This window comes from Chitinophaga dinghuensis, assembly GCF_003259435.1.
GTDB lineage: Bacteria > Bacteroidota > Bacteroidia > Chitinophagales > Chitinophagaceae > Chitinophaga > Chitinophaga dinghuensis.
Genome location: NZ_QLMA01000010.1, coordinates 97,740 through 110,706, shown reverse-complemented (window position 1 = coordinate 110,706; position 12,967 = coordinate 97,740). Strand labels below are relative to the sequence as shown.

The 12,967-nt window shown below is 43.2% G+C and carries 10 protein-coding genes; 5 read left to right on the top strand and 5 right to left on the bottom strand.

Annotated elements, in window-relative coordinates; all coding sequences use genetic code 11:
* Nucleotides 1–132 precede the first annotated feature (132 nt).
* Genes CLV59_RS25590 through pheT form a run of 3 tightly spaced genes read right to left on the bottom strand, consistent with a single transcriptional unit; the run spans nucleotide 133 to nucleotide 3,206 of the window.
* A complete protein-coding gene (locus CLV59_RS25590) occupies nucleotides 133–426 on the bottom strand; it encodes a cell division protein ZapA (RefSeq protein WP_111594953.1) in 294 nt (97 codons plus the stop codon).
* Nucleotides 427–455: 29 nt separating this feature from the next.
* A complete protein-coding gene (locus CLV59_RS25585; protein WP_111594952.1) occupies nucleotides 456–764 on the bottom strand; it encodes a hypothetical protein in 309 nt (102 codons plus the stop codon).
* Between the two features lie 12 nt (nucleotides 765–776).
* Nucleotides 777–3,206 (bottom strand): phenylalanine--tRNA ligase subunit beta, encoded by a 2,430-nt coding sequence (pheT, locus tag CLV59_RS25580; protein WP_111594951.1) that lies wholly within the window; start codon nucleotides 3,204–3,206, stop codon nucleotides 777–779.
* Between the two features lie 623 nt (nucleotides 3,207–3,829).
* Here pheT and dnaB point away from each other — a divergent pair.
* The 4 genes from dnaB to CLV59_RS25560 all read left to right on the top strand — a co-directional run bounded on the left by dnaB (nucleotide 3,830) and on the right by CLV59_RS25560 (nucleotide 8,087).
* Nucleotides 3,830–5,398, top strand: coding sequence for a replicative DNA helicase (dnaB, locus tag CLV59_RS25575; protein ID WP_111594950.1), 1,569 nt, complete (start codon nucleotides 3,830–3,832; stop codon nucleotides 5,396–5,398).
* Between the two features lie 78 nt (nucleotides 5,399–5,476).
* On the top strand, nucleotides 5,477–6,835 hold the full coding sequence (locus CLV59_RS25570; RefSeq protein ID WP_111594949.1) for an MATE family efflux transporter: 1,359 nt from the start codon (nucleotides 5,477–5,479) through the stop codon (nucleotides 6,833–6,835).
* Between the two features lie 30 nt (nucleotides 6,836–6,865).
* Nucleotides 6,866–7,573: a 16S rRNA (uracil(1498)-N(3))-methyltransferase gene (locus CLV59_RS25565; protein WP_111594948.1), complete on the top strand. Its 708-nt coding sequence runs from the start codon at nucleotides 6,866–6,868 to the stop codon at nucleotides 7,571–7,573.
* 307 nt (nucleotides 7,574–7,880) lie between these two features.
* Nucleotides 7,881–8,087 (top strand): hypothetical protein, encoded by a 207-nt coding sequence (locus CLV59_RS25560; protein WP_111594947.1) that lies wholly within the window; start codon nucleotides 7,881–7,883, stop codon nucleotides 8,085–8,087.
* Between the two features lie 2,417 nt (nucleotides 8,088–10,504).
* Here CLV59_RS25560 and CLV59_RS25550 read toward each other — a convergent pair.
* Nucleotides 10,505–11,269, bottom strand: a complete 765-nt coding sequence (locus CLV59_RS25550) for a TerC family protein (RefSeq protein ID WP_111594945.1) — start codon at nucleotides 11,267–11,269, stop codon at nucleotides 10,505–10,507.
* Between the two features lie 29 nt (nucleotides 11,270–11,298).
* Nucleotides 11,299–12,324, bottom strand: coding sequence for a quinone-dependent dihydroorotate dehydrogenase (locus CLV59_RS25545; protein WP_111594944.1), 1,026 nt, complete (start codon nucleotides 12,322–12,324; stop codon nucleotides 11,299–11,301).
* A gap of 72 nt (nucleotides 12,325–12,396) precedes the next feature.
* Here CLV59_RS25545 and CLV59_RS25540 point away from each other — a divergent pair, with 72 nt between their 5' ends.
* Nucleotides 12,397–12,912: an RNA polymerase sigma-70 factor gene (locus CLV59_RS25540; protein ID WP_111594943.1), complete on the top strand. Its 516-nt coding sequence runs from the start codon at nucleotides 12,397–12,399 to the stop codon at nucleotides 12,910–12,912.
* Nucleotides 12,913–12,967 lie beyond the last annotated feature (55 nt).

Below are 12,967 nucleotides of genomic sequence, written 5' to 3'. Positions count from 1 at the left end.
CTAAGCCCTGTGCATAAAGCAGTTTCAGGGCGAGAACTGACCCGCGAAAATACAAAAAAATAGCAGTAAAGCGTGTTTAATACGTGATTATTAGCCAATTAGCTAATTCATTGTTTAACAACGCGTAACGTGTTAACCCAGTGCTTGGTTGATTAATTCTTCGAGTTTTTCGAGCTTTTCCTGTAAAAATGGGGCAGTACTAGCTTGTGCTTTGCCACCGCTGGTTACGGGGTGGGTAGCATACATAATTAGGGCCATAGCGATGTAGTCCTGAAGGTCCTTCCCTGCGTAAGCGGCCTTGAAATCAACGATTTTCTCATTCACTTCTTTCATAATGCGACGAACCTCTTCTTCTTCTTCCGGCTTAATTTTAATCCGGTAAGAGCGGTCTGCCACGACAATGTTAACTGGAATGAGTTGGTCCATTCGGATATTTAGTTTACTTCAAGTGACACTTATGCGTTCAATAGGGCGATACATCTGTCAATTTCTTTGATATAATCATTGATTTTGCCACGCATCTCCTTACGGAAGGCTTCATCTTCCTCTGCTATGGGACGAGTACCCTGGGTACTGGCAGCGATTTTCATCAGCTGTAGTTTTTCCTCCAGGCCCTGTATAACTCCCTGCTGCTCATGCAACTCCTGTTGCCTGGTGTTAAGTTCTTCCCGCAATGACGCATTTTCGGCCTGCACCTGCTGCAGCTTTTTCAGCAGCAGATGCAGTTTTTCCTCCACACGTTGTATGTATTGCTCAAGAACCATATTACTGTTTGATTATTTTCGGATCTCCGCCTGCAGTTGTGTCTGGAAGTTTTTCACCAGTTTATCCATCACACTGTCAATTTCTTTATCAGTGAGGGTTTTCTGGGTATCCAGGAAAGTGAAGCTCACGGCATACGACTTTTTGTTCGCACCCAGTTTTTCGCTCTCGAACACATCGAACAGATTGATATCCTGCAGTAAAGGCGTTTTTACAGCCCTTGCTGCTGCTTCCACGGCGGCAAATTTCACTTGTCTGTCCAGCACAAGGGCCAGATCACGACGAACTGCCGGGAAACGAGGTATTTCTTTGTAAAAGTTATTACTTTTTTGCAACAGTCCGATCATTTTATCCCAATTAAAGTCCGCAAACCAAACTGGTTGTTTGATATCAAACTGTTTCAGTTTCTGTGAAGATACGCCACCAAGGGTAACTACCACCTGATTTTTTACCTTAATTTCCCAGGATGGAGTCAGGCCGGTCCCTTCGCTTTCTGCCCATCTTAAGTCTGTATAACCCAGTTGTCTGAGTACATTGATAACATACCCTTTCAGGAAGTAGAAATCCACAGGCGCAGCTTTATGCATCCAGGTTTCTGCGGTTTTCTGACCTGTCAGGTACAGACTTAAATGATTGTTTTCGAAGTACTTACCTTCTTTAGCAAGATATGTTTTCCCGAATTCAAAGAATAACAGGTTTTCATTCTTACGGTTCAGGTTATGGGAAAATGCTTCCAGGCCAGTTTCCAGCATTGACGGACGCATGATGTCCAGTTCTACGGTGAGACTGTTCATCATTTTCACGGCAGTAGCCAGTACTTCTTCCGGATAGTATTTACTGTTAGTGATAGAGTTGGTAAAGATTTCATTGAAGCCATTACCAGCCAGGTAATCTGCAATTTTTTCCTTCACTTTTTCAGGATCAGGTTGTGCAGATAATGCTGGAGAAACAGAAACGGTAGATGGGATCTCAATGTTATCAAGTCCGTCTATACGCATTACTTCCTCTACCAGATCGGCAGGGAGACTGATATCAGGTTTGCTGAATGGAACGGCTACACGAATACCTTCTGTCGTTTCTGCGAGGATATCGAAGCCCAGGCTAACGAGGATATTCTTGATTTTATCAGCGGAGTAGTTGCTGCCACTCAGTTTGCGTACATAAGCGTAGGTGGTTTCTACTTCCGTTTTTCTTTTCACGGAAGGGTAAACATCCTGCACTTTGGAGGCTATTTGTCCGCCAGCCAGTTCCACAATCAGGTTAGCTGCGCGTTCCAGTGCGAAAACCACATTGGAGATATCCACACCTTTTTCGAAACGGGTAGCTGCGTCTGTGCGAAGGCCGTGACGGAAAGAAGTGGTACGGATCATGCCTGCATTGAAGAAGGCACTTTCCAGGAAGATTTGAGTCGTAGTATCTGTTACGCCGGAATGAGCGCCGCCGAATACGCCGGCAATACACATTCCTTCACCAGCGCCGTTGCAGATCATCAGATCGGTGGCATCCAGTTTTCTTTCTTTATCGTCCAGGGTGACGAAGATGGTATCCTGTGGCAGATTTTTAACCACGATAGCATTTCCTTTCACTGCTGTAGCGTCGAAAGCGTGTAAAGGCTGACCCGTTTCATGGAGTACGTAGTTGGTGATATCCACAATGTTGTTGATAGCGCGTACGCCGATGGCTTCCAGTTTATTTTTCAGCCAGTCAGGGGAAGGACCCACTTTTACGCCGGAGATGCTTACGCCGGAGTAACGTGGACAACCATCTGTATTTTCGATGGTGATGCTGATCGGTAATTCAGGACCGGAAGGAGTCAGGCCGTTGAATACCGGCAGTTGCACCTGGTATTTATGCGTATGTTCCAGGTTATTGAGGAATGCGCAAACATCTTTTGCCACGCCGATATGGCTCATTGCGTCCATACGGTTGGGGGTAAGACCAATTTCGTATATCCAGTCCTGTGCAACGTTGAATATTTCGCTGGCAGGAGTGCCTGGTACGAGGGAAGGATCGAGTACGAGGATGCCATCATGGCTGGTTCCCAGTCCGATTTCATCTTCGGCGCAGATCATGCCCTGGCTTTCTTCTCCTCTGATTTTTGCTTTTTTCATGGTTACGGGTTCTCCAGTAGCAGGGTAGATGGTAGCGCCGATAGGGGCTACGACTACTTTTTGTCCTGCTGCAACGTTTGGAGCGCCGCAAACGATGTGCAGTGGTTCTGCAGCACCGATGTTCACTGTAGTCAGGCTCAGTTTATCCGCATTGGGGTGTTTGGCGGCAGTGAGTACTTCTCCGATCACTAAACCTTCCAGGCTTCCTTTAACCGCTTCAAATTTTTCAAGACTTTCCACCTCGAGGCCGATACGGGTTAAGATAGTGGATAATTCCTGTGGTGTAGGCTTCACCGGTAAATAATCACATAGCCAGTTGTATGAAATCGTCATTTTATTAATCTGATCAGTTTATTATATAAGAGCCGTAAAGTTAAGCCTTGGAGCGCAAAGGCGCAAAGATTTTGGGGCGCAAAGTCACGAAGAAGCAAAGGCACAAACGATAAGTCTCACACTGAATAAAATAAATATTTATATAAACTTGATTATCAATAATAAATGATATTGTTTCGGAAGACGCGTGTCTCCCGAAACAATATCATTTATTCTCCTTTGCGATCTTATTTTCTGTGCGACTTTGCGAGATAAAACCCTTGTTCTGAGAAAAAAAAGTAAATGTGAAAATCTTTTTTTCACAAATGTGTGTGAATAATCAGACCTTTGCTAGGGATTTTCCTGGCTTTTGGTGGAAAACTAGGGTTGCGTCAGTGGATAACTGACATTTCGCCGGTGGATAACCTGTGATTGAGGCTTAATAAATTTAGTCCGTTTCGGGACAGTGATAAATGAAAAAATGCCATTACCTTAGTTTGTACGGCTCGAAAAAATTTACAATTTCTTAAAGTAGCAATAAGCGTCAGAATGCGAGAATAATGCATACCAATCAATTGTAAAGCACCAGGAAAAGCCCATTGACAGTAACCTTTTATTAACTTTTTTTAACACACTAACCATAAATGGATCTCAATCTCAAGAAAGACCGCAATGTGCGTAGAAAATCGTCCATTGAGGTATCGTCCTTAGTGTACGGAAAAGTACCACCACAGGCTAAGGAATTGGAAGAAGCTGTTTTGGGAGCCATCATGCTGGAAAAAGGTGCCTTTGATGTTGTAGTAGAGATATTAAAAGGAGAGTGTTTTTACGTAGAGGCACACCAGTTAATATTTTCCGCCATGACCCGGTTGGCCTCTAAGTCTATGCCGGTGGATATTCTGACTGTTACCGAAGAGCTGCGTTCTATGGGATCTCTGGAATCTGTTGGCGGGCCGTATACAGTGATGAAACTGACCAACGCGGTGGTTTCTTCTGCCAACATTGAGGCGCATGCGCGTATTATCCTGCAGAAATTTATCCAGCGTGAGCTGATTCGCATATCCGGAGAGATCCTTACAGAATCATACGAAGATACTGCCGATGTATTCGACCTGTTAGACAGTGCCGAATCGAAGCTGTTTGAGATTACCAATAACCACTTGCGTAAAAACTATGATTCCATCGACCGCGTATTGGTGAACACCATGAAGCGTATTGAGGATCTGCGTAATAAAGGCGATGATATTACCGGTGTTCCATCGGGATTCCCTTCTCTGGACAAGGTAACATATGGCTGGCAGTCAACGGATTTGATCATTATTGCGGCACGTCCGTCTGTGGGTAAGACCGCCTTCGCGTTGAACCTGGCCAGAAATGCGGCATTGCATCCAAGATTTCCAAAAGGCGCGGCGGTATTCTCTTTGGAGATGTCGTCCGGACAGATTGTACAACGTATTCTCTCGGCCGAGTCGGAAATCAAACTGGAAAAAATCTCCCGAGGTAAACTGGAAGAATATGAAATGAAGAAGCTGATGACCCATGGTATTGAACGCCTGGCAAAAGCGCCGATTTTCATTGACGATACTCCGGCCCTCAACATCTTTGAATTACGTGCCAAGTGTAGACGCTTGGTGCATAATCATGGCGTAGGCGTTATTATCATCGACTACCTCCAGCTGATGAGCGGAAGCGGCGATGGTAAAGGAAGTAACCGTGAACAAGAGATCAGTAAAATTTCGAGAGATCTGAAAGGACTTGCAAAAGAGTTGCAGGTACCAGTAATCGCTCTGTCACAGTTGAGTCGTGATGTGGAAAAACGAAAAGACGGTAACAAAATGCCACAGTTATCCGATTTACGTGAATCCGGAGCGATCGAGCAGGATGCGGACATGGTAATGTTCCTGTACCGTCCTGAGTATTATGAAATTAACACCAATGAAATGGGCGAATCCAATAAAGGTGAAACCCACGTTCGTATAGCCAAGCACCGTAATGGTCAACTGGATACCATTAAATTACGAGCAGTACTGGAATTCCAGCGCTTTGAAGATGATGGTAGTCTGGAAAATCCAGGTGGCGGCAATCCATTCGCTGGAATGCGTCAGCAACATGGCGGCGGTGGCGGCAATGATGAAGCAAAACTCTATATTCAGAAAGGGTCCAAAATGAATGATATGGACTTTGATGAAGGATTTGAAGATGCTCCCTTTTAGCAGGTAAAACTTATTTGCATAGAAGCCGGCGTCGTATGATGCCGGCTTTTTTTATGATATGAATTAACAGAAGAACCAATGAAACAATTGTATTTAAAGTATAGCCCCTATTATCGGGATAATTTTAGTTTAGCCTATCCCGTAGTTATCAGTCAGCTAGGTCATACCCTGGTGGCGCTATCCGATAGCCTTATTATTGGACATACGGGGAAAGTGCCGCTGGCAGCGGTTTCTCTAGGCAATAGTTTGTTCTCCATTTTTATGGTGACAGGTATTGGTATGTCGTATGGTTTAACTCCATTGATTGCACAGGAGAACGGTCGTGGTAATAAAAGCAGTATCGGCCATTTGCTTAGTCATAGTCTGATCATCAATATGACAGTAGGAATATTGTTATCAATGGTTATTTACTGGGGCAGCGGACATATGAATTTATTAGATCAGGAACCAGATGTAGTGGAACAGGCGAGGCCTTTCCTACGTTATCTTGGTTTTTCGTTTATTCCGCTTATGTTGTTCCTGACCTTCAAGCAATTTGCAGAAGGACTGGGCTTTACCCGACAGGCGATGAATATTTCCATCATTGGTAATATCATCAACATTGTAATTGGGATATCGTTGGTATATGGACTCTTTGGATTGCCGCGAATGGGCGTGGTAGGTGTGGGTATTGCCACATTTACAGACAGGCTGTTGATGGGCATCACGATGATGATATATGTATTGCGTTCGCCCCGTTTTAAGGATTATCTGCGTTCTTTTGGATTCGGCAATATCCAGTTTGCGAATATTAAGAAGATTCTGGGGATTGGAACGCCGGTGGCATTACAGTATATTTTTGAGGTGAGCGCATTCAGTGGCGCCGCTATCATGGTCGGCTGGATGGGTGCGGCGGAACTGGCTGCGCATCAGATCGCGCTGAGTCTTGCTGCTATGACCTATATGATGGCCAGTGGAATTTCTGCGGCAGCGGGTATTAAAAGCGGGAATAACTTCGGTAAGAAAGATTTCAGAGGGTTGCGTATGTCGGCCATTGCGAGTTATCATATGGTATTGGTATTGATGGGCGTTACTGCTTTGTTGTTTATGTTTGGTAATCATCTGTTACCGATGTTATATATCCAGGATCAGCAGGTGGTGAGTATTGCGGCTCGTTTGTTGATTATTGCGGCATTCTTCCAGTTATTTGACGGTACGCAGGTCGTGGGATTGGGCGTGCTTCGTGGTTTAGGAGATGTGAAAGTGCCTACTATCATAACGTTGCTGGCATACTGGGTAATGGGTATCCCATTGGGTTATTTCCTGGGTATTACCATGGGCTATGGCGTAGAAGGCATATGGTGGGCATTGTTGCTGGGATTGCTGACTGCGTCTGTGTTACTGTTCATAAGATTTCATACACGGACTAAAAAACTGGAATTAGAAGCAGATATTTAGGACTTTTGCAAAAAACTGACTGATTGTAATATGGAATTACCTGTATTTTATGCGCCGGAAATCCGGGAGGATGCGGTCTCTTATACGATGAATGAGGATACTTCGAAATATTGTATCCAGGTATTGCGGCATGAAAAGGGAGATACGGTATTGCTGGCCGATGGCAGGGGCAATAAATACACTACAGTCATTACGGACGACAACAGGAAGAAATGTGTGGTGCAGGTGAGTGGGCGGGAGCAAATGCCTGCACCATCGCCTGCGCTTCGTATAGCCATAGCATTTACAAAAAATGCTTCCAGGATTGAGTGGTTTTTGGAAAAGGCGACAGAGATTGGAATACAGACAATTATTCCGCTGGTGAGTGCGCGTACAGAGAAGGAAAAGATAAAAGCGGAGCGATTACAAAATATATTGGTATCCGCGATGTTGCAGTCGAAGCAGTTTTATCTGCCGATATTAGAGGAGCTGCAGTCGTTCGATAAATTGGTGGCGACTAATCGGGATGCGCAGCGTTTTATTGCGCATTGTTTGCCGGAGCAGAAAATTGCTTTAGAAGATGTGATGGAAGCGGGTAAGGATACTATTATCCTAATTGGACCAGAGGGAGATTTTACTTCTGATGAAATAAAAACTGCGTTGGCAGCGGGTTTTCAGCCGGTGTCATTGGGAGACACGCGTCTTCGGACTGAAACTGCCGGAATGGTCGCCGCTGTAATCATGAATATCAAATCTTAACTATTTTTCTCACCTGGATCTGTTCATTTTCATTTAGATCTGTTCATTCCATTCGCGGAAAAGATTCTTTACAGGCGTGGGTTTTCGATGATTTTTTGATCTAGTTTTGAGTGGTGAATGTTTGTTTTCAACATCAAAACTAGATCAGAAAATGATAGCCATCGGAAGTTCACGCTTATATTTTTATTGTCTGAACCTTTTGTTGGTTAACCTTTTCTTGCCTTTATCAGCATTCACTGCACTATGGGCTGCTGTATGATCTTCTTGCCTGGTATTTTCATTTCTTAACATCTAAAAATTATTAACAATGTTAACATCTGAAAGATTTAAAAGATTAGGAGAGGAGTACCAAAGAAGATTGGATTTTGCTGTTTCCTCTTATGAAAATTGGGAGTATTCTGTATTGGATTTAGAGTTACCCGAGGAGAATACAAAATGGTTGTTAGAGTATTATAAGGTAGTTTTTCCTAAACAAGAGCCTAGTGAGGAATTCTTTCAAGCCATGATTATTTGAGTGCCTTATTCTTAATTTGTTAACCTGATTTTATGAAAAAATCATCACTTATTTATACAGCAGATCCTGGTCTGCGGTTAGGGTTTCATGGCTGTGATGGTGATATTTATTCGTAATCCTAACTGTATAATATAAAGGGGTTCTTTAATCCCCGTGAAGAGATGGAATGGCCCATTGCCAACAGGGCTCATTCTGCAGAAGTGCCAAATATTTTGAGTTAATATTCCTGTAGCTATGTCTCATTCCCTTTTTTCTTAAGGGTCTGTTCATTTTCAAAGTACTGCCCTAAATCTTCTTCCATGGCTGATTCTAAGCCATTGCATTCTCATTTTCTCTCATTCTGTTCATTTTGTTCAATTTATCATGATCCTGTTCATTCTCATTCGGGGATTTTAAAGTTGAAAAACGCGGTTTTGGCTTTTCGCTTTTGAATAGTTTTGATCTATCAATTAAAAACGCCGTTATCAAAATGAGAAGCATAATAAAATACGAAGACCATAATCTATATAGTAGCATCACAATTTCAACAAACAGATGTTTGTTAACCCCTTGTTTGTTAACCCAATTTTTCTGTCATGAATCAAAAACCTACCAATTTGTATCTATTCAACAGCAACAACGGCTGACTATTTCTTGGTCGGCCCCTTAATTTTAAAAAAAATATTTACTGAAGGATCACTGGAGGATTGCAAAAGGTGTGAGGCAGAGAGGGGAGGTTCATAGGTATCTGTCGCACCGCCGGACGGGCCGGCTCTTTTCCGGCCGGCCACAGTTCCGGATTCCGACATCAGTGGTATCCTTCACATACTAACCCTTGCGTTTTCCAGGTAGTGGAGGGATGCAGCTATAGGCATCCCAATAGTGCAACCAATAACGGCTGGCCATTTCCTGGCCAGCCAACTATTGAACGCAGGTACATTTATATGGTACATGGTGTTTTACGTGGAGTTGATATTGGATGTAAAAATCCAATGAGGGAGCCTGTTGCCTAACAAATCATTGTAGATGGATTTATTACTACTGACCTATTTTTTTCGAAATACGCCATACAATTGTTGATTATTTTTTTGGGGTAACGAGTTAAAGAATGAGTAGCAGATGCGATTCGCTCGTATGCTGTGTATCCTATTCGTAAGTATTTATCTAAGTGTATGCGTTAGCGTATAGGTAAGCGTGTGTGTAAGTGCATATGTAGGTGTGTATGAAAATGTGAGTTGGAAATGTGAGTTGTGAAAGTAAATGTGAATGTGAAAGCAAATACAAATGTGAATACAAATGCAAATACAAATACAAATGCAAACGTGAATATAAATGTAGTGTATTTGTGAGTTTGGTTGGCCATAAAGTCGCTGGCCAAAGTAGGAACGATCTTTCGTGTACTGCGACAGATCAAAGTGGCTGGCCATTTGGGAGAATGGTCAGTCCTTTGATCTAAAATGAAAAACGGTTCGAAGTTCAAAGAGACATTGTATATCCATTCCACTTGTATGTATTGTCAGCCAATGAAGAATTAGTGTTGACAAGATATATGCAACCTAATGGAGTAGGCATTCGGCAAAAGGGGAGCGGTGTCACGATTTATACGTGACCCTTGTGTGCAAAGTGGCTGGCTTAGAAACAGTCAGCCCTTTGTTTCCATAACTGAAATTTTTATGATTGGAAGACCCGTAGGATGGCGAAAAGCAGCAAGTGTAGTGTGGTTATCTGCTTCTCACTACATTTTGCTGCACCTTTCGCCAGGTTGCTGAAACGGAGAAGTACTTAGTATGGCGCTAACCCATCCATGTTTGTTAACCCAATTGTTTTCACATTTCTGAGTGAAGGTGATGGATAGGTATAGCTTTGATAATGTTTTCTCCCTTTGTTGGGATTAGTGTTTTTCTATGAGATTGCTGTGTGCAACAGCCATGTTTGTTAACCCAATTATTCCCTTTTTGGGGAATTGATAAGCGGAAGTTTAAGTTAGTACTCAATTTTCAGAAGTAGTGTTTTTCTGGAAGTTATTGGAGTGCTGCGACTTTATAGTGATTAACCCAATGATTGCTGTAGTAGTTTTTGGGAGATCTTATAATTAGATCTGTTTCATGTTTGTTAATGCATTTTGTTTGAAAGAATGATTTTATTGGAGTGATATGATGACATAATGATTAGATGATTTGAAGTTTGTGAACCCAGTGTTTACTGGGACATAATTCTAGTATTGAGTTTTTATTTTTTGTTATTGGATTTTAAAGTTTTATAGGTTGAACAAGTTGTTGATTGATTAAAAACAATACGAATTCCTTCGATTGTTGTTCTGTTCCAAGGAGGCTGGCCCTGACACGGTCAGTCTCTTTTTTTTGGGTATAAATGAAAAGCGGCTGATTCCTCAGGAACCAGCCGCTTAAGATAATATAGTGATAAATGATTTTACTAACCTATTCTTTGATAGTAGGTTCCTTCAATTCTACTGGTTTATTGTTCTTGCGCACGCGCATATTCAGCAGTTCCACCGCAAAGGAGAAGGCCATAGCAAAATAAACATAGTTTTTCAGGTGTAAAGCGTGTGCCTGTTCAGCATTCCAGCCTTCAACAATCAGGATGGCGCCTACCATTACCAGGAAGGATAATGCCAGCATCTTCAGGGTAGGGTGTTTGTGGATAAAGTCGCTGATACGCGGTGCAAACAGGAACATTACAATCATGGCAATAATAACCGCGATGATCATTACCGGTATCTGACGGGCTAATCCCACCGCAGTGATGATACTGTCGAATGAGAATACCGTGTCGATCAGGATGATCTGTCCAACGATATTAAGAAAAGACGCTCCTCCTTTCTTGGAGTTGGCCGAAGCCGTTTCTTCCTCTCCTTCCAGCTTATGGTGTATTTCCAATGTGGTTTTCACCAGCAGGAATAAACCTCCACCGAGCATGATAAGATCGCGCAGACTGAACCCGTGATCGCCAATAGAGAAAAGTGGATGTACCGCACGAACAATGTAGCCAATGCAAAGCAGGAGGACAATACGTATGGCCATACCTGCAAACATCCAGATCCGCCGGGCTGCTGGTCGCTTTTCAGCAGGCAAACGGTTTAGTACAATAGATACAAAGATAACGTTGTCTATACCCAGGACGACCTCCATAAGTATAAGTGTGAGCAGACTGATGAGAGACTCAGCAGTTAGAAATTGTTCCATATAGGTTTTAGTTCAGAATAAACATGCTACTATCGGCGGAGTCCAGCACAGATCTTCTTCACAATAGTTGGCCCTTCGTAAATGAATCCGGTATATACCTGTACCAGGGACGCGCCTGCATCTAATTTTTCCTGCGCATCCTTTGCAGAAAATATGCCACCTACTGCAATAATGGGAAAATTCCCATTACTTTTTTTGTGAATATACCTGATTACCTCGGTGGACTTGTCTTTTACCGGGAGTCCACTCAAGCCGCCAGCCCCAATGGAAGCGACTTCCGAAGCGGGAGTCAGCAGATCTTCCCTGCTGATGGTGGTATTTGTGGCAACGATACCGGCCAGTTTCGTTTCCTGGATGATCTCCACGATGTCGTCCAGCTGTTCTGTAGTCAGGTCTGGCGCAATTTTCAGTAATATAGGTTTGGGCTTAGGTTGTTGATTATTGAGCGTTTGCAGGTGGTGCAGGAGTTGTTTCAATGGTTCCTTTTCCTGTAATGCACGAAGATTAGGCGTATTAGGAGAGCTCACATTTACCACAAAATAATCCACTACCGGGAAAAGGGCATGGAAACATTTTTCGTAGTCGCTGATGGCTTCTTCATTAGGAGTTACTTTATTCTTACCGATATTACCTCCAATAATGATGTTGGATTTTTTATGCTGTAGCCTTTTCGCAGCGGCCACTGCCCCTTCATTATTGAAACCCATGCGATTAATCAGGGCCTTGTCTGCCGGCAGGCGAAATAACCTCGGTAGGTCATTTCCTGGTTGTGCCACCGGGGTAACAGTACCAATCTCCACAAATCCAAAACCCAGACTGGCCAGTTCATCAATGAATTTGGCATCCTTATCGAATCCGGCAGCCAATCCTACTGGATTAGGAAATTTCAGTCCAAATACCTCGCGCTCGAGCGTTTTGTCTTTTACGCCGCAAAATGCTTCCAGGATTTGCTTGCCCAAAGGCAAAGAATAGATGGTTTTCATACCACGCATCACGCTGTGGTGAATGTTTTCCGGCGGATAGCGGAAAAGTATTTTCTTTACTAGATTGTACATGTTGCAGGCAAAGGTAGAAATTTTTTCAATCCTTTATAGTTGAATGGAGATGACCTATATTTGCACCTCATCATGTTGGCGCTCCAATCTTTTGAGGAATTGTTCAGGGAAAACCATGCCCACTGTCTTGCTTTTGCGACTCACTATACAGGTGATTCCCATGAAGCGGAGGAAATTGTGCAGCAGGTATTCCTGAAGTTATGGGAAAAAAGGGATACTATCGTAATCACCGGTCCCGTAAAGGCATACCTATTCTCTGCAATTAGGAATGCTGCCATCAGTCAATGGCGTAAAGCCGCTGTTCGCAGCGAAAAAGAAACCGCCTACGGCCTTTCCCGCGAATCCGCCACCCAAGCCGCGGATGTAAGGGAACTGGAAAAACTATACCACCAGGCCCTGGACAGACTCCCGGAAAGATGCCGGGAAGTATTCATTCTCAGCAGACATCAGCAAATGAAATATGCCGAAATCGCCGAAGCCATGAATATTTCGGTGAAGACGGTGGAAAATCAAATGGGTAAAGCCCTGAAAATTTTGCACCAGGAACTGAAAGAGTACTTGCCATTGCTGATAATATTCCTCTTCTGAAAAATATTTTCAGTAACATAGGGGAAAGCAGATAGCAGATGCGTCTATTAATAAT

What these genes read in the sequence shown, in the direction of transcription:
- CLV59_RS25585 (WP_111594952.1), bottom strand. Translation starts at nt 764, where the DNA reads ATGGTTCTTGAGCAATACATACAACGTGTGGAGGAAAAACTGCATCTG.
- CLV59_RS25545 (WP_111594944.1), bottom strand. Translation starts at nt 12,324, where the DNA reads ATGTACAATCTAGTAAAGAAAATACTTTTCCGCTATCCGCCGGAAAAC.
- pheT (WP_111594951.1), bottom strand. Translation starts at nt 3,206, where the DNA reads ATGACGATTTCATACAACTGGCTATGTGATTATTTACCGGTGAAGCCT.
- CLV59_RS25590 (WP_111594953.1), bottom strand. Translation starts at nt 426, where the DNA reads ATGGACCAACTCATTCCAGTTAACATTGTCGTGGCAGACCGCTCTTAC.
- CLV59_RS25560 (WP_111594947.1), top strand. Translation starts at nt 7,881, where the DNA reads ATGTTAACATCTGAAAGATTTAAAAGATTAGGAGAGGAGTACCAAAGA.
- CLV59_RS25540 (WP_111594943.1), top strand. Translation starts at nt 12,397, where the DNA reads ATGTTGGCGCTCCAATCTTTTGAGGAATTGTTCAGGGAAAACCATGCC.
- CLV59_RS25565 (WP_111594948.1), top strand. Translation starts at nt 6,866, where the DNA reads ATGGAATTACCTGTATTTTATGCGCCGGAAATCCGGGAGGATGCGGTC.
- CLV59_RS25550 (WP_111594945.1), bottom strand. Translation starts at nt 11,269, where the DNA reads ATGGAACAATTTCTAACTGCTGAGTCTCTCATCAGTCTGCTCACACTT.
- dnaB (WP_111594950.1), top strand. Translation starts at nt 3,830, where the DNA reads ATGGATCTCAATCTCAAGAAAGACCGCAATGTGCGTAGAAAATCGTCC.
- CLV59_RS25570 (WP_111594949.1), top strand. Translation starts at nt 5,477, where the DNA reads ATGAAACAATTGTATTTAAAGTATAGCCCCTATTATCGGGATAATTTT.